Raw genomic sequence first — 17336 nt, 5'->3', positions numbered from 1 at the left:
TCCATGAAAAATCAGCCTGATGAAACTCAGTTCAGTGTCCCCGAAGGCGTGCTCCTGGGGCATGCCCTGGTGTCGCGCATCGCGGACAGCATGGGGATACGGGCTTTCTTCATCAAGGGCCCGGCGAGTGTCACGCAGGGGCTGCGCCCGCCCAAGATTTCGGCCGACGTCGATGTTTTCGTGGCGCCGTCGGACCTGGCTGCGATGCTCCAGGGACTTCGGGAGCGCGGCTGGCGGGAACGCCCGGTGGATCCGGACAGCAAAACCTTTCCAAAGCACTCAGTTACTGTCGACCATCCAGAATGGCCGTGCTGCATCGACGTTCACTTCCGGTTTCCCGGGATGGAGAATATTCCTGGCGACACCTTCAAATCGCTGTGGGCCGACACGGAGGACTTTGAAGTTGCAGGACAAAAGGTGCGCGTCCCCTCAAAGCCGTTGGGAATTCTGATTCTTGCTTTGCACGCTCTCCGCTCACCCCAGTTGCCGGCCTCTCTGCAGGAACTCGGGTTCCTCGCGGATCTTACCGAACGGGAGTCGCACGCCGTCGCGATCCTAGACATTTCCGCAGCCACAGGCTCACTTGCCGCAATACGCCCCTTCCTTGAGGACCTTCTTCCCAAGACCGCGATGTTGGACTGGCCTGAGGCATCCATGGAGTGGCACAACCTTGTGATGGCTAAAGAGCCGGGGAGCGCGCGGCTTATCGCCATTGGTCAGGCGCCACTGAAGGACAGACCGAGGATGCTGTTTCGAGCCGTTTTCCCGCGGCCCGAGGTCTTTTTGGGCGCAAACATTTATGCAGACATGTCCTTCCGCGGGCGGATCCGGCAGCACCAAACCAGGTGGGCCCGATTCCTGCGTGCTGCCCCGCAAGTTGTGCGAGACCTCAACCGGCCCTGGAATCAATAAATTGATGAATTCCGCTATACCCTTCGTGGCTACCTCCTATCCTGAACTAACGATCGGCATAGGTTTCAGGCCGCGATGACCGTGCTAGGAGCAATCATGGAAGCGGCCCGGGAGATCTGCCGGGGCAGGGTCTTGACGTAGGCCGGACGCATCCAATTCCGAGGCGCCGTCCTGCGCGATGCCGAAGGCCTGACATTCACGGCCGAGGATTCGCGGATAGAGAATCCGCCCGGCTGCGCCGTTCGCCCGCGCCGGGGGAGTGTGCGGGACGTGCTGATGAGCTGGACAAGGGGTACGTGCTGACCTGCCAGAGCCACCCCAACAGCAAGGAAATCATCGTCGACTTCAAGTCTAAGCCTGACCGGTCTCACCCGAAGGAGCCCGAGTGATTTCCCCTTTCCATTAGCAATGGCGTCGCTCAGGTGGTCCTGGACGCACCGCAGAAGCTGCACTCGTTGGATGAGTAGGCGCTGGCGGACTTGTCCCAGGCGTACGACGTCGCTGCTGCTGCCGCCGCCACGCGAGGTGAGATGCGGGCGCTGCTGCTGAGGGGAGAGGGCCGCGCCTTCCGTGCGGACCGGGACATCCAGAACGTGACGCCGCAGAATGACGACGCCGCCGCGTACCTGGGCGGGCTGGTGGAGCGCCTGCTGAAGAAGATGAGCGCGTTCCCGGCACCGACGTTTGCCGCGGCCCACGGCACCTGCCTCGGCGTGGGGCTGGGGCTGCTGCTTGCCACTGACATGGTGTACGTGGCGGAGAACGCAAAGTTCGGGTCGCCGTTCGCCAAGCTGGGCGCCACGCTGGATTCGGGCGGGCACTGGTACTTCACGGAGCGGCTGGGGATGCACCGGACGCTGGACCTGATATACACGGCCGAATTGATCAGCGGGGCAGAGGCCGTGGCACGTGGGTTGTTCAGCCGTGCCATGCCGGCGGGGGAGCTGGTGGAGAACACGCGAGCCATCGTAGCCAGGGTTGCTCGTGGTGCCACCGGAGCCTTCACCGCCAGCAAGGAGCTGGTGGCGACCATTCATGACCATCGCCAGGGGCTGTGGGAGGCTATGACAGAAGTAAACGCTGAACAGGCAAGACTCTCTGCAAAAGAGACGACTACGCAGAGGGTTTTAGGGCCTTACAGGAGAAGTGGAACCCCGAATTCACCGGCGGGAAATTGCCTTTGCCTGCCGCTGATTTGTAAGGTTCACCTATGACTATGGGGAAAGCTATCACCAAAGCCGTCATTCCTGCTGCCGGATTGGGAACTCGCTTCCTGCCCGCCACCAAGGCAATGCCGAAGGAAATGTTGCCGGTGGTGGACCGGCCAGCCATCCAGTACGTCGTTGAGGAAGCCGTGAAGTCCGGCCTCACCGACTTGCTGATGATCACGGGGCGGAACAAGCGCTCCCTCGAGGACCACTTCGACCGCGAGCCGGGCCTGGAGCGCGCGCTCGAGCTGAAGGGCGACACAGACCGTCTGGAGTCCGTGCACTACGCCTCGGAGCTTGGCCCCATTCACTACGTCCGCCAGGGCGAGGCCAAGGGCTTGGGCCACGCGGTGCTGTGCGCCAGCCAGCACGTGGGCAACGAAGCGTTTGCGGTCCTGCTGGGCGATGACCTCATCGATGAGGACGAGGACTTGCTGAGCACCATGATGGAGGTCCAGCAGAAGACCGGCGGTTCCGTCATTGCTTTGATCGAGGTTGACCCCTCTCAGATCAGCGCCTACGGCTGCGCGGACATCACTGCGGTAGACGGCGAGGACTACGTCCGAGTCAACAGCCTGGTGGAGAAGCCTGCCGTAGCTGAGGCACCGTCCAACCTGGCCGTGATCGGCCGATACGTGCTGCACCCGTCTGTTTTCGGCGTCCTAGAGAACACGGAGCCGGGCCGCGGCGGGGAGATCCAACTGACGGATGCGCTGCAGACTCTTGCTGCCGGCGAGGGCGAAGGCTCCGGTGTGTATGGGGTGGTCTTCAAGGGCCGCCGCTTCGACACAGGCGACAAGCTGAGCTACCTCAAGGCCGTCATCACTCTGGCGTCGGAGCGCGTGGAGTTCGGAGAGGACTTGAAAACCTGGATGAAGAGCTTCGTCATGTGTAACTGAAGCTTTACAAACCTTCTAAAGGCCCGTTGCCCGAAGGCGGCGGGCCTCAAGGTTTTTAGCCAAAAGAATCGCCAGCAAACTGCCAATGACAGCACCTGAAGCATTTGTCACAAGGTCAAGGGGACTTGCAAACCGGTTGTGAAGAAACAGGAGTTGGCCTAACTCGATGCAGCAGGACATTATGAGCCCAAAGGCGCCAATCTGCCACCACCGCTTATCGGGGAAAGCAAGGGAGCTTACAAATCCGAGCGGGACGAAAAGTGCCACATTGGCCGAGGCCTCCACGAATTTGTAATTGAAGCAGGCCGGGATTCCCTGCCGGTGAAGCAATTGCAGGATTTTGGCAAGTTGGCCCTGGAATGGCTGGTCCACGGGGCTCGCCCAGAAGGCTATCGCGGCTAGGGGAACTAGCATGACAAATAGGAGCAAGCGCCACAACCGGTTCTTCCGAAAGTACCTCAAATTACACTTAAGCAGTATGTAGAAGGCGTAAGGCCGTAATGCCCGGGGTGGAAAAGGCGAGTTGGCCTAAGACAGCATAACGAGGCTCCTGTGGGCGGGGGGCGAATCGAAGAAGGCGCATTGCCCTGGTGCTCGTCGTCAATGTCCCGCCCCCTAGCTCTTATAGACATCACAGCCCCAACGGCTGGGAGTTTGGTTACAACTTAAAGCAAAGGGTGGGGCTCGCCGGTTGCCCGGGGAACCCCACCCTCTTTGGTGCCTGCGGGTGTGCAGCTATGCAGCGACTTCAACCTTAGCGCGGCGGCGAACAACCACTACTGAGGTTGCGCCGGCAGCCAGCGCGCCTGCCCCAACCAAGGTCCAGAGGACAAGGCCGGAGTCAGCGCCTGTGTTTGCGAGGCCCGTGCTGCTGCCCGAGTTGGCCAAGGCAGCGCCACCCGTGTTGGCCAAGGCGACCTCAACCTTTACCGTGACAGGCCCCGCCTGGTTTCCCGAGATGTTACCCGTGGCCAAGATCGAGTAAGTGCCAGCTTCGCTGATGCTAATGGGCAGGGAGAATGCGCCGCGTGCGTCAGCGGTGGTGCTGAAGGACTGCGGTGCTTGGAAGATGCTGATTTTTGCCGCCACCGACTGGCTGCCGGCTGCAGGTGCGGCAGCGTCAACGGGCGTTACGGTGATAGTGACAGGCTCATTAGGGAGCATGCCAGTGCCGCTGAAGATGAAGGTTTCGCCCGGCGCCGGAGTTCCGTCTGAAACGGTAGCCGGCGATTCATCTGATACATAACGAAGATCTGCCATTGCTGGGGCGGCGCCCAGCAATGCGATTGATCCTGCAAGTGCGAGTGCTGCGAGTGTTTTTTTCATATGTGTCCCCCCGGAGACCTTAAGTTTTGTTGTACCCGAAATTAGGGAGCTTTTCCCCTCCGCACGAGACCGTGCAGAACTACGGATAGATATCCCAAGAAAGACGGTACCATCTGCACTTCGTTGTGAGCAATCTCAATCCACTCGGTTTACTTAGCGTTAAGCGACTGTCCATGGAACTCAGTGGCAGCCAGGGGTTTCGGTGGGCAAAATCACATCAGCTAAGGGTTGAAGACTGGGTGTGACAAACACTTCAGGCTCGGTTTGCTGGACTATTTTGCCGAAAGTAAACTCGACACTTTTACTCTCCCCTGGAGCAAGTCGCACCGTAAGGACGCCAACGGGTCGGTCGCGGTGTAGGTATGGGGCAAATGCGACTCGCTGCCCGTCTAGTTTCGCTGTTTCCACGTTTGCTTGCACCGGTCCGTAAGCTACCACATTCGTCTGCACTGAACCCGGCGAGACACCGTAAATGCCGTCCCCAGTGACGTAGGGAGGTAGCGATGTGGCGGCGTCCTTTGGAGCGGTGTTCGTGCTGGTTATCCGGACGGACGTTTGCTCGTATCCGTCTTTAGCGCATTCTTTGACTAGCTGAACTGTGCGTCTGACGTAATAGTCCATCTTTGCACCGGTCCCGTCGTTGAAGTAGACGCCAAATTGTGCCGGTGAGTTGGAAAGTCCGGTGACTGAGCCGCTTAGCCTGTAGTTCGCAATGATGGCCTGCTCGTCACTTTTCGCCGACCACAGCAATACGCGGCCTTCATCTGCGCCGCGGCTGATGCCCTCTGTCAGCTTCCCGGGGTCAGTAGTTCCAGATGACAGGCTGGCGAATATCGATTGGGCGACACCTGCGAAGTACACATCTTGGAGCTCAGGTTCAGAAATCTTGGCATACACATCCGAGAGAAGGGTAGGTACGAGGTTTGTGCTGGTGACTTCACGGGGCAGTTTGCCGCCCGACAATTCTTGGAGCTCAGGGTCGTCGATCGGTATCGGACCCGTGGCATCAAGTACGTAACTGAGGGCAACAGGATCAATTGAGATCACGCCATCGAGCGTGCCGCCCATTTTCGACTCCCACATGTCTTTGGCCAAAGCAGCAGTGGTCGGAAAGTCAGGCGTGAAGTTGACGTCCTGCATAAACTTGCCCATTCTGCTGGAGTAGATGCGCAGTTGTTCCTCTTCCACTACCAGTGCAGGTGTAAATGATCCAAGCGCAGTCGCACTTGACTGCGCTTCAAGAGTCAGCTTTCCGTCATCGATGGAGACAATAGCCAAAGCACCGGGAATTCCACCTGAAGCTCGAGACTCAGCATTATTTTGAATCAATAAAAGGTATCTACGGGTTTGTTCGTTACCCAACATCGCCGGAGCGAGCCTAGAGACATCAGCCGCAGTATCCAAAGCTTGGGTAACCTCATTTAACTGCTCGCGGGCGAGGACTATGGGCGTTGCGATCTGCGGAAGCAAATTCTGAGTTTCAATCGCATTTAATCGGTTAGCGGACTCGCGAACTGCATATGCCGCAGAGGCGACAGTTGATGAGGTTTCGGCCAGCGGCTTCAAGTCCGAACCAGAACTGTTGGGTACGAGACTCTCCCAGTCGAACGCGCTGACCGCTGAAACTAGGGGAGCGAGCCCGAGCGTAGCAACATCGTCAGCAGAATGAGCCACTTCCGTTATGGCTCTGAAGTTCGGACCAACGTAAGGGAGCTCGGAAGTAAGCGTCCAAAGGGGCTTTTCGGAGGTTCCCTTAGCCGCTGCTGTGTGCTCGCGAATTTTGATTACCGAAGCCTCAGCCTCTGTGGTCCTACCTGCCGCCACGTCCGCTCGAACCGAGGGGACAAATGATGCTGCGGCATTCAAATGAGATTGGATATCAGACGCCGCTGATCGCAGCCACCATAGGCTTGCCAAGGACGCAATCGCCACAGTAACTGCGGTTCCTACGAGGAGGTACCAGACCCGAGACTTCCCTTTATGCCCACTACCGTCGGCAGACCCGCCTACCCTGACCCCGCCCGCTTTGCCTAATAACCTGCGCGTCATAAGTTATTTCCTTCCGTAAGGGCACAGCGAGAAAACGCGTGTATTTAGTACGCGCCAGTTCCTCCGAAGACGGCGCGGGCGGTACGAAGAATTATCACCAGATCACCGGCCAGGGACCAATTCTCCACGTAGTACAAGTCAAGGCGCACGGAGTCCTGCCACGATAGGTTCGATCGCCCGCTAACTTGCCATAATCCGGTGAGGCCTGGCTTCACAAGAAGGCGACGCCGGACGTCATGTTCGTAGGCCTGCACCTCTTTTGGCAACGGCGGGCGCGGGCCTACAAGACTCATAGAACCACCCAAGATGTTGAACAGTTGAGGAAGTTCGTCGAGGCTGAATTTTCTGGTAAACCGACCTACGCGTGTCACCCGTGGGTCTTGCTTCATCTTGAAGAGGACACCACTCCCCTCGTTGCGGCTTACAAGCTCGTTTAGCTTCTGTTCCGCATCAACTATCATTGACCTGAATTTCAGCATCTTAAAATGCTTACCTTCTATACCAACCCGCTCCTGTTTGAAGAGGATAGGCCCAGGGCTGTCGACCCATACGAGGCCCGCAACGATCAACATTACGGGCGATGCGAGGATAACCAGGACGGCTGACCCTAAAATGTCAAAGAGTCGCTTTGCAACTCTTTGACCGCCTTCCAAAGTAGGCGTAGTGACATGTATTAGCGGGAGCCCCGCTACCTGTTGCGTATGTATACGCGGTCCGGCAATATCAGTTAAAGCCGGTGCCATAATCAGCCCGATATTTCGAGCAGCTAATTCCCAGCCCAAGTGTCTCAGAGTCTGAGGATGTAACTGAACGCCAGCCGAGACTGCAACAGCATCGGCCCTGCAAGTTTTTATGGCGTCAAGTATGGACGACGTATCTGGCTCATTGCCGAGTACAGGAAGGCCATAGGTCTTATTCTCTTGGGCGTCTTCGTCGCCGGGAGTATATGCCGCGACGGGCAGATAGCCACAGTACTTTGCGCGGTCCATAGAGGCTGCTAGGTGAGCAACCGCGCTATGTCCGCCTACTAATAGAAGCCTTGACATTCTCTCGCCATTTTGGCGGGCAACGAAGAGGTGCTGTCGAATAAGCCAGCGAGAAAGAAAAAGGCCCAGAAGACCGACCGGCAAAGCTATGCCAACGTAGCCTCTGGCGGTATCGATTCGAAACACATACGAGAGAATGGCAATAAGGCCGAACAACCAGAGCGATGCGGCCGCTACTCGCTTATACTCATCCGGCCCAGATCCCAGGATGCGAGTCTGTCGAGTGTTCCAGGCAGCGAGCATGACCCACCAAGTGACGATCAGTCCTAGGGATAACCACGAATACGCCGTCTCCATGCCCGATGTTACGAAATTAGGTTCTGCCCCGAACCTGACGACGAATGCCCCCGCAACAGCCCAGGTAATGACAAACGCATCCACTACTCCGACTAGTCGGGAAGACCGCGCACGCCAATCAGCTTCCCGATTCAACGAAACCCCTTTGCAAGCTTTGGCGCTATTGCGCCGATCAGTAACAGGACGAAGGCCTGGAGTAGCCAGACCGCATGGCGGCTCTGGTTCTCGAATGGACGGTAGAAAGTTAACTTCCTCGCGACAAGTTTGGCGACTGCCCCAGCCTCGCGCCTTGACCTTCACAAGGTGGCGCCAGAATAGCCGAGATCACCTGAAGCAACCAACGCCACCGCAGCCTTAAGTGACGCAACTCATCAAAAAAACGGCTGTCGAGGAAAGCAAGGGCATTGACGAAGTCCTGCCCCCTCTATGCCGGTATGATCGTTACGCCCGGCGCAGAGGATTTAAGATTATTCCTCTGACAACATCATAGTAGTGGTCTAAGTGGCTGTTCGAATGGTGACAGCGGGTAGGGGGAGCGGTTCGATGGTGGGGGGCTTGAATATGACGAGCTGGAAGGTGGCCGGCGGGGACCCGCCTGCAAATGAGCGTGAGGTCGTTCCACTCGCGCACGGTGGATTGTACCGGTTCAAAGGTGCTTCGCTCAATGGTCCTTCCTTTGGGGGAAGCCCCCTTGGCTGGAGTGCCGCCTATTATGGAGATTTTGAGTGGACACTACGGGTTACTCGCGGCTAAAAGCGGAGACGGCGCCCGACCGGCAAGCCCGTGCGTCAAGAAGTAAGGATGCCAAGGCCTTCTTAGTTCGTGACCTCTTTACGCTGCTATCTATCGGGATTGGCTTGCTTATCGTCCTGCGTAGGGAGGCTATTCTTCCTCCACGGTTTCTAGGTGACGAAAAGACTATACAAAGCCTGGCGCAGGGTACATGGGAAACGGTTGGTGATTCCTCCTACGGAACTGTGGCTACGCTCTACAGAATAGTCGGCTTTGCTGACTACCCGGTGCTTGCGTCTTTGTTGGGTTTTGCGATCGGGTGCGTTCCGTACTTTGTCATCCTTCGATCGTGTTCCACCGATGTTCTGCGAGGATTCGCTACTCCAATTTTGGTTTTCGGCATTCTTCTCACCTCAATTTATATGGGAACTTATTCAAAAGAAGTATTCATTGTTCCCATTATTTTGATGGCACTTGTGCTACGATCCGGTCTCTGGCGACTACTGCTTCTTCTGATCGCAATATGTGCGTACGCCTACTTTTTTAGGAACTACTGGTTCTTCCTGGCTGCAGCCTTCACAGTGCTACTTGCGGTTAAGAATTTCATGACACCTCAACGAGTGGTCTTCGTTGTTGCCCCTGCTCTAGTGGTACTAGGCTCAGCCTTCATCACGATCGCTATGGGGGTGCCAAGCGATTATTACCGATCCAGTGTCAATACGTATCGCGAATCCTACGGGGACGTAAATAGCCTAATTCCGCGTTATCTGGACGTAGGCGAGCCGATGTCGGGTATTGCAAACAATGTATTGAGCTACTTGGTGTTGCAATTTCCTTTTCCTTTGATGGCGAAGCTATCGCCATATTACATGCTGCTCGCGGGCGTAATAGGTGTTCTGTGGATTGTGTTCTACAGGGCCCTCTTGCAATCTGGGTGGAGCCCGGTAGCGGATGACGAAGAGTCAGTGCGTTACTCGCGCATGGCGCTTATTTTAATTAGCTTTTTGGTTACGCAGTCTTTCTTTGAGCCGGATTATGGGTCCGCCCTGAAGCATCTGACTCCATTCGTCCCGGCTCTTCTTTGGGTATACGTTCGCTCGAATGCCACCCGCACTGGCAATGTCGCGAACCGAAAGGAATTCTCTTGAAACGTGCGCTTTCCGTGCTCCATGTTGTCGAAAGTTTTGGTGGCGGTGTCGCTACCGCCCTCCAGCAATATGCTGAAGCCACACCGCAACTGACACACTATCTTTTAAGGACCGAGCGACCCGGTGATTTCATAGACAACGGTGAAACCGATGTATTTGCCGACGTTCTGTCCTTGCCCCGGCAACCCCTCGCCGCCATCCATAGCGTGAGGCACTTCGTCAATGAATTGCAGCCGGACGTTCTGCATGCTCACTCTAGTTTTGCCGGGCTATACGTCCGAGTGGGCATCAGAGCTACCGAGCGCCGTCCTATTGTCTACACGCCACATGGGTACGGTTCGGAACGAGCAGACATTCCTCGCCTCGTTGCTCTCATTTTTCGGCTGGTCGAATCCATTCTTAGCCGCAACACGAGCCGATATGCCGCTTGTTCCCCGCGAGAGGCAGCACTTAGTTCTTTTGGAAATTCACGTCCAAGCGTGGTTTACGTTCCCAATGTCGCCCAGGTCCGCCAAGTCGAAACGACGCCGAAGGACAAGGCTGGCACCGAAATTGTGGTGGTGGGACGTTTGACTCCTGCGCGGGATCCTGACTTCTTTTGCGACGTAGTGCGAATCGTTAAAGCAGCCATGCCCCAAATAAAGTTTACTTGGGTGGGAGGCGGTGAGGATCACTACGTGTCTCGTCTGGTGAATGCTGGAGTGGAAATAACCGGGTGGCTACCTCGGCAGGAGGCACTCCAGAAACTATCTGCCGCAGACCTCCATGTGCATCCGGCAGCATGGGACGGTTTCCCTATGGTGCTACTGGAAGCAAACGCAATGCGTATTCCGAGTCTAGTGCGGGACATTCCTGCTTTCAGCGAAGTTCCGGAACCCGCGAAGGTTACGACTCCTGCGGCAATGGCCGACCGAGTTGTAGAAATACTGCAGAATCGAAACGAGGCACGAGACTTGCTGGACACATGGGATAAGTTTTTGAAAGACAATGTATCCGCAGTCCAGGAGGAGCGACTGCTTGAGGCTTACGGACTAAGGGTAGTTGCCCAACCATGAAGATTTTGCATGTTATTAACAGTCTTGATATTGGGGGGGCCGAAAGCCTTCTTGCCGCTCTCTTGGCCAACTGGTCAGATGAGCATCATGTTGTTGTCCTGCAGGGTCAGGGGCCACTTAGTGAAAAAGTGGGCAGATCGGCGGCGTCCTTGACGTCAGTCGGTGCGTCTAAGTCTTCGCGCGATCTCGTGAAGATGTTAGTAGGTGTGCAACGTCAAGTGGACCGGCTACGGCCTGACATCCTGCATTCACACCTTGTCCAGTCCGACTTCGTCTCCTTGTTGATCAACGCTCGGGGAGCCAAGCGTATAACGTCAGTGCACGTCGCTTCTATCCAGGAGACCGATCCGCTCCGCAGCCGCATCATGGCCCACGCGGTAGGACGGTTATCTCGCTTCTTTGCGGTAGCGATAGCGACTAGCGATCGTTCTGTTGAGTACATGAAATCTTTGCGTTATTCGTCTCCCGCTATAGTCATCAATAACGGAACGCCCGTCGTGGAGCAGCCACTGTTTGACCCAAATCGTGTAGTGTTCTTGTCTTTGGCTAGGTTCAACCCGGTTAAGGGACATGACGTGTTGTTGAAAGCTTTTAAGCAGCACCTCGAGTCCTATCCAGAGTCACGTCTACTTTGCGCTGGTGAGGGCGTATCACTGGAAAATTCACGGTTTGCGTCACTTGCGGCGGATGCGGGCTTCAGTCAATCGGATAGTGCGTCGGCCCGATTTTTGGGCCCCTGCTTGAATGTTGCGGAGTTATTCGCCCATGCTTCCGCTCTCGTTATTTCGAGCTTCTCGGAAACGTTCCCAATGGTGGGGTCTGAAGCTTGTATGCACGGAGTGCCCGTTATAACGACAGACGTTGGGGGAGCCAGTTCTTTCGCCCTACGCAGTGATATGTTGGTTTCACCCAAATCTGTGGGTGCTTTAGCGCGGGCGATGAACTGCTATGCGGAAATGCAACCTCATGAGCGCGCAAAACTTTCGCAGGAAAGCCGCTGCAAAGCTCTCAAGCAATTCGACATAGGGATCTCTGCCCGCGCGTATACCGAAGTTTATAATGGGCTTGTGTCTACCTCTTCTCGTTCAGAATCAAAGTCTTGAGACACGCAAGAAAAAGACAAAAGTTTTCTCGCTTTGGTACTTTGCCGTGGGCGAATGCGTGGTATTTCGCTCCAGCTGCGCTCTCTGGAGTGGTGGCTATTGGCTCTATCCCAGTTCTAATACTGGCGATAGGCGACGATCAGTGGGGCCAGATAGCTCTCGGGCAGTCAATAGGCTTAGTAGGATCGGTAATAGTCGGGCTGGGCTGGCCGGTTACCGGCCCCTCTGAAGTGGCCATGGCGGAGCTAGGGGACCAGTACGTTATCCTGATTCGTTCCCTCATGGTGCGTTTGCTTTTTGTGGCGCCGGTCTGTCTCGTAGTAGCGCTGAGCGCTTTCGTGCTTCCAGGTGCCCTCAACCCGCTGTTCGTAGGCAGTGCTATGGCCTTCGCTCTGCTTGGCATGGGCTCCAGCTGGTACTTCTTAGGACTCAACGACCCTGTCGCACTCTTCTTCATCGACGCCTTGACCCGAGGTGCAGGCGCTGTATGTGGGGTGGGCTTGGCTTTTTTTTACCGACAAGGAACCTTGTACATCGCCGGTATAGCAGGCGGACTTTTTCTGTCGGTCATACTATCCGTGATTTACGCACGACGAAGGACATCGGAGCAAGTGAAGGTTCGGCTCGGGTGGTCGGCTCTCGGGCGCGTTTTACGTCAACAGACTCATGGATTGGGCCTAAATTTTGCATACGTCATCCTGTCATCGCTTGCTCTTCCTTTGAGTAGTTTCGTAGGATCACAGGCCTTCGTCCATTTCGCAATTATTGACAAGGTGCAGAAGCAATTTGTGACGATCATGCTCCCAATTACACAAATGGTGGTCGGAAGAATGTCGGGTAAGCTTCGCGATAGGAGCGATGTTCGTATTTCAGCTACTCAATCTTTACGACACATATGGCTTGCAGGACTCGTAATTTTCGTGGGCGCGATGATAGCGGGACCCGTCATACTAGACGTATTATCACTTGGTGTAGTCGACACAAACTTGGCGACCGGAACCTGCTTCGCACTCATTGTGTTCTTAGCCTTTATGACTCAGACGGTTCCGCTTGCCGTATTAGCGCCACTACGCCGACTGCGATTTGCGGTTATGGGCTCGGTCGCTGCGATTCTTGTTATGGTCCCTTCTTTGCTTTTGTGGGGCTCACGGTTTTCTCTGCTTGGCATACTGATGTCGATTATCCTTTCATTCTGCGTCTGTTTCGCTTTCATTCTCCTGGGTGCCCGAGTTCCTCCTACAGCTAGAAGGCGGAGGAGCGGACGAAGCCGTATGGACTTTGCGTCTGGTAGCCGGCGAAAGGCAGTATAGGTCGTGGCACCCCTGAAGTGTCCGAGGACTCCTGTAATCCAGGGTCCGAGGTGACGCTCTCTAGCGTCTCGCCTCCGCCGCCCCCACCATGCAACCGCTAAACCAAGTAGTTCCGATAACTGGTGCGCTAAAAAAGCAGGTAGTTGCTACTGTGGCTCCCTGTTATTTACGCAATTACATTGCTTCGCATGAGTATTTTTTCACGCAGCCCTGAGAGCCTGCCTTCAGATGTTTGGGCCTATCAGTCATCCGTGCCGCAGTTCAGAACGCCTTTAGGCCGTCGCGGATTTTTCCGAGTAGGTGCAGTTTCGTCCGCTTTGACGGGGGCGTGGATTGCTGCCCGGCCCGATATCAGTGCTGCTAATGCACAAGAACTTGCGGCAGTTGAAACTGGCCTATACGAGGCGTCGCAGATGGGATTGGATGGTAGTTTTGGTTCAGTGGGCTCCGGGCCGTCGGGTCTTCACTATCCTGTCGCTGTCGAATGGATAAGTACCTTTCAGCCTGGCCATCGATTTCAAGTATCCAATGCCACAGCTAAGGATGATCCCGCCAATCCAGCGTTTGGGTCTCAATCGCTCTCGCTGGTCGCTAGTGGGCCGGGCGTCCACGCCCAGATCACGAAAACAGGGCTAAAGCTGAATACCACGCTAAAACATTTTGTGGTTTGGGTTCGCTTCGAAGACTTCGGTAATCAGTCTGATGCTACTTTTCTCCAGGGCAATAAATTGGGCGCTATAGAGCTGCTATTGGGTACTCCTGGCTTTGGGAGGTACTATACTCTTCGTACGTGGATAAGCGGTGAGTCTATTACGCCTGCTATTAACGGGGAGTGGTTTCCGCTCCGCTTCGATTGGGCGTCATACAGCACTCTAGAGACGAATTCTCCTCCTCGTGACGGACTAACGGACCTGCGGCTGCGCTTTATCGCCTCGGCCAACGTGAGCGACTCTGAAAAGCTTGTTCTGAACGTCGGTGGCATTGGACTTGTGCCGGTAGCGGCCCACAAGTACCCTCACGGGGTAGTGTCCTTCACTTTTGATGACTGCTATGTTGACGCTTATTCGGAGGGCAAGCGCATTCTGGACAAGTACGGCTACCCAGGAACCGCCTACGTTATCTCCGATCTTTTTGGACAGCCAGGAAGGTTGACGATTGAGCAGGCCAGTGCCATGCAGGATCTCAGCAATTGGGAAATAGGAGGGCACTCTATGGGAAGAGTGGCTCATGATGCTCGGCTCTCCAACTTAGATGCCGCTACATTAGATGCTGAGCTTTCTGCACACAAGGCGTGGCTTCGTTCCCATGGATTTCGAGGGCAAAGCTTTGCCTATCCCCAAGGCGCCTTCAATCGGGAGACCATTCATATGGTTCGAAGGTACTTCTCTTCGGCACGAACGACGTCGTCACAGCCGTTGCATAATCACCCCGAACGGCTGGATCCATATCTTTTGACTCATTGTGACGCAAGTGTTGCCGGAATTTCAGCGCCGGTTATGCAGCGCCTTGACGAGGCCAAAGCTAACCACTCATGGCTAATCCTGACCCACCATCGGATTCACCCTTCGGTGGGGCTGAGTCCGACCGAATTTGAGAAAATTGTCGATCATGCAGCATCTATTGGGATTGCTGTTCGCACTGTTGAGGACGTCGTTGCAGGAAGATGATCAACCTGGGTGGAGGCTCCACGGGATACCTGAGGTCATGGTGCGAGGTGATGTGCTCTGCGGCATCGCCGTCAATTGACAACGCCACCTCTCGTCGCGTTGCTGACAGCCCCCGCCCACAGCGGCAACCTGTCGCGGCAGAAGGATGCAACGCTATCCGTAGTGCATGTTGGCCAAGAGGTATCAAGAACTCGATGAGTAGGTATGGGACCTCACATCAGAGTGCTCGTATTCTACGAACTCTCGCTCGAGCTCCTCAACGTATGCGGATCGGGCCCCACTACAGGGCTAGCTGCTCCTCACCGCCGGCGACAACATAGCGCGACTGAGTAGCGAAAGCCAATTTGCGGGCACTGGTCCACGGCCTGCTTCCTAGGGAAGACAGAAAGGAACCGTCGGAATCGCGGGCGCTCGGAAGGCCGACTTTGCCCTTCACTACATCGTGCTGGTCAGAATGAGGTACGTCCAGCAAACGAAAGACTACGCGGCCAGGAGGACGGCTCAAGGCCATGGCAAACGGGAAATTGTCCGCTGCCTTAAGCGCCGCATTGCACACCGGGTCTTCCCTGTCCCGGTACCAACACTCCACGTAAACGAACAGGGCACAACTTCAAAAATGTCTATCGGAGTGTCATATCGACCGTAATGCCCTCGGGACCGGCCCCGGTTTTGTTGACTCCTTGTCCGGGTCTGTCTGAATAACGGTGTGTGAGGGTCCGGCCTGATCCGAAAGGAGAGGGCCGTGTCTGAGTCCACGACCGGGATGACAGGGGTGATGATCGATTCTGTGACGGGAGAGATCATTGATCAGAAGGAGCTTGCGGAGCGGTTGCTCGCGCAGGCCAGGGAGCAGGGCGTGAGCCTGGTTGGCCCGGGCGGGCTGCTGAACCAGCTTACGAGGAATGTGCTGGAGACCGCGCTGGAAGCGGAACTGACCGAGCACCTGGGCCACGAGCATGGCCAGACGCCGGTCGGCGCTAACATGCGGAACGGCACGAGGTCCAAGACCGTGCTGACCGAGATCGGCCCGGTCGAGATTGAGGTCCCCCGGGATCGGGACGGATCGTTCGAGCCGGTGATAGTGCCCAAGCGGAAACGGCGTCTGGACGGGATCGACCAGATCGTCCTCTCGCTGTCCGCCTGGGGGCTGACGACAGGGGAAATCGCCGCCCACTTCGAGGAGGTCTATGAGGCAAAGGTCTCCAAAGACACCATCAGCCGCATCACGGAGAAAGTCGCCTCGGAGCTGGCCGAATGGTCGGCCCGGCCTTTGGATCCGATCTATCCGGTGCTCTTTGTTGATGCGGTCGTGGTCAAGGTCCGTGACGGGCAGGTGCGCAACACCCCGTTCTACGTCGTTATGGGGGTCACCACCAGCGCGGAGCGGGAGATCCTGGGCATCTGGGCCGGCGACGGTGGCGAGGGTGCCCGGTTCTGGCTGCAGGTATTCTCCGAGCTGAAGAACCGCGGCGTGGAAGATGTGTTAATCACCGTCTGCGACGGGCTCAAGGGCCTGCCGGAGGCGATTACGACCACGTGGGAGCGGACGGTCGTGCAGCAGTGCATTGTGCACCTGATCCGCAACAGCTTCCGCTATGCCGGCCGCCAGCACCGCGACGGGATCGTCAAGGCGCTCAAGCCGCTCTACACGGCCCCGTCAGAGCAAGCGGCGAAGGACCGGTTTGCCGAGTTCACGGCCGAGTGGGGCCAGCGGTATCCGGCCATCGTGCGGCTCTGGGAATCCTCCTGGGCCGAGTTCGTGCCCTTCCTGGAGTACGACGTGGAGATCCGGCGGGTGATCTGCACGACGAACGCGATCGAGTCGATCAACGCCCGCTATCGAAGGGCGGTGAGGGCCCGCGGGCACTTTCCGAACGGGACCGCGGCCCTGAAATGCCTGTACCTGGTCACCAGATCTCTTGATCCCACCGGCGGCGGTCGGGCACGCTGGGTAATCAGGTGGAAGCCTGCACTAAACGCGTTCGCTATTACCTTCGCCGGCCGGCTCGAATGAAAACCAGCCGGACCCCACACACCGTTTATCGGACAGTCCCAACAACCGGGCATACACCTCCCGGTCCGAGCTGTCGGCGATCTCGTCCCACACCACACCGGCCGCGTCGGCAGTCTCCAGCACCGCCGTGATGCTCTTCCGTGACATTCCCTGCGACGCTGCGATTGCCCGGCCTGACAGACCCTCGGCGCGCAACTGCAACACCAGCTTCGCCCTGATCTTCCGTACCATCACTGATTACTCCTTCCGCCGTGCGCCCTATACACACGACGGAAGGAGCCTAAGCCGGGGTGGCCCCCAACGACGCCACTGCCCGGCTCCCAAGACCGCTACTGCGCGCTCTGCCTACCGGCCCCAAACACACGACAGATGGACCCCAAGAGCGCGAATATTCAGCTGGATTGGCATGGCCGAACGTAAGGAATCCGGACCGTCCCGGCGGTGACGGAGTCGGCCGAGATGCGCGAGCTGAAGAAGCGCAACCGCCTGTTGGAGCAGGAGAACGAAATTCTGCGCCGGGCAGCTGCCTATCTGGCAAGGGACATCAACCCAAAATGACTCTTCTATGGG

At 56.6% G+C, this 17336-nt stretch carries 12 protein-coding genes and 2 pseudogenes; 9 read left to right on the top strand and 5 right to left on the bottom strand.

Annotation, left to right across the window (positions count from 1 at the left end):
• Positions 1-3: 3 nt before the first annotated feature.
• The 3 genes and pseudogenes from M1E07_RS15835 (at position 4) to galU (ending at position 3019) form a co-directional block, all read left to right on the top strand.
• Entirely contained in the window at positions 4-912 is a 909-nt protein-coding gene (locus tag M1E07_RS15835) for a nucleotidyltransferase family protein (RefSeq protein WP_461187580.1), read from the top strand.
• 401 nt (positions 913-1313) lie between these two features.
• A pseudogene (locus M1E07_RS15830) lies at positions 1314-2113 on the top strand (enoyl-CoA hydratase/isomerase family protein).
• 9 nt (positions 2114-2122) lie between these two features.
• Positions 2123-3019 (top strand): UTP--glucose-1-phosphate uridylyltransferase GalU, encoded by an 897-nt coding sequence (gene galU / locus M1E07_RS15825; RefSeq protein WP_461187579.1) that lies wholly within the window; start codon positions 2123-2125, stop codon positions 3017-3019.
• Between the two features lie 15 nt (positions 3020-3034).
• On the opposite strand, the gene M1E07_RS15820 is transcribed toward galU, so the two are convergent.
• From M1E07_RS15820 to M1E07_RS15805, 4 genes are all read right to left on the bottom strand, one after another.
• Entirely contained in the window at positions 3035-3391 is a 357-nt protein-coding gene (locus M1E07_RS15820) for a VanZ family protein (RefSeq protein ID WP_461187578.1), read from the bottom strand.
• Positions 3392-3754: 363 nt separating this feature from the next.
• Positions 3755-4345: an LPXTG cell wall anchor domain-containing protein gene (locus tag M1E07_RS15815; RefSeq protein ID WP_461187577.1), complete on the bottom strand. Its 591-nt coding sequence runs from the start codon at positions 4343-4345 to the stop codon at positions 3755-3757.
• Positions 4346-4525: 180 nt separating this feature from the next.
• Positions 4526-6019 carry a DUF4012 domain-containing protein gene (locus tag M1E07_RS15810; protein WP_461187576.1) on the bottom strand — a complete coding sequence of 498 codons (1494 nt, stop codon included), beginning with the start codon at positions 6017-6019 and terminating at the stop codon, positions 4526-4528.
• A gap of 419 nt (positions 6020-6438) precedes the next feature.
• Complete coding sequence (locus tag M1E07_RS15805) at positions 6439-7872, bottom strand: sugar transferase (RefSeq protein WP_461187575.1); 1434 nt, start codon at positions 7870-7872, stop codon at positions 6439-6441.
• 590 nt (positions 7873-8462) lie between these two features.
• On the opposite strand from M1E07_RS15805, the gene M1E07_RS15800 reads away from it, so the two are divergent.
• The 5 genes from M1E07_RS15800 to M1E07_RS15780 all read left to right on the top strand — a co-directional run bounded on the left by M1E07_RS15800 (position 8463) and on the right by M1E07_RS15780 (position 16766).
• Positions 8463-9617 (top strand): hypothetical protein, encoded by a 1155-nt coding sequence (locus M1E07_RS15800; RefSeq protein ID WP_461187574.1) that lies wholly within the window; start codon positions 8463-8465, stop codon positions 9615-9617.
• Complete coding sequence (locus M1E07_RS15795) at positions 9614-10672, top strand: glycosyltransferase (RefSeq protein WP_461187573.1); 1059 nt, start codon at positions 9614-9616, stop codon at positions 10670-10672. Before M1E07_RS15800 ends, M1E07_RS15795 begins: the two co-directional genes overlap by 4 nt.
• Positions 10669-11775 carry a glycosyltransferase gene (locus M1E07_RS15790; RefSeq protein ID WP_461187572.1) on the top strand — a complete coding sequence of 369 codons (1107 nt, stop codon included), beginning with the start codon at positions 10669-10671 and terminating at the stop codon, positions 11773-11775. The genes M1E07_RS15795 and M1E07_RS15790 overlap by 4 nt, the downstream gene beginning before the upstream one ends.
• Before the next feature lie 1498 nt (positions 11776-13273).
• Entirely contained in the window at positions 13274-14752 is a 1479-nt protein-coding gene (locus tag M1E07_RS15785; protein WP_461187571.1) for a polysaccharide deacetylase family protein, read from the top strand.
• 775 nt (positions 14753-15527) lie between these two features.
• The gene (locus M1E07_RS15780; protein ID WP_461190416.1) at positions 15528-16766 is read left to right on the top strand and encodes an IS256 family transposase; all 1239 of its coding nucleotides are present in this window, start codon (positions 15528-15530) and stop codon (positions 16764-16766) included.
• Here M1E07_RS15780 and M1E07_RS15775 read toward each other — a convergent pair.
• Positions 16725-16997, bottom strand: a complete 273-nt coding sequence (locus M1E07_RS15775; protein ID WP_461190482.1) for a hypothetical protein — start codon at positions 16995-16997, stop codon at positions 16725-16727. The genes M1E07_RS15780 and M1E07_RS15775 overlap by 42 nt on opposite strands.
• Before the next feature lie 166 nt (positions 16998-17163).
• Here M1E07_RS15775 and M1E07_RS15770 point away from each other — a divergent pair.
• Positions 17164-17321, top strand: a pseudogene (locus tag M1E07_RS15770) (transposase); the annotation flags it as partial.
• Between the last annotated feature and the right edge of the window lie 15 nt (positions 17322-17336).

The organism is Arthrobacter sp. Z4-13, from assembly GCF_054792705.1.
The sequence above is the reverse complement of the archived record's forward strand: the minus strand, read 5'-3'. Positions and strand labels throughout refer to the sequence as shown.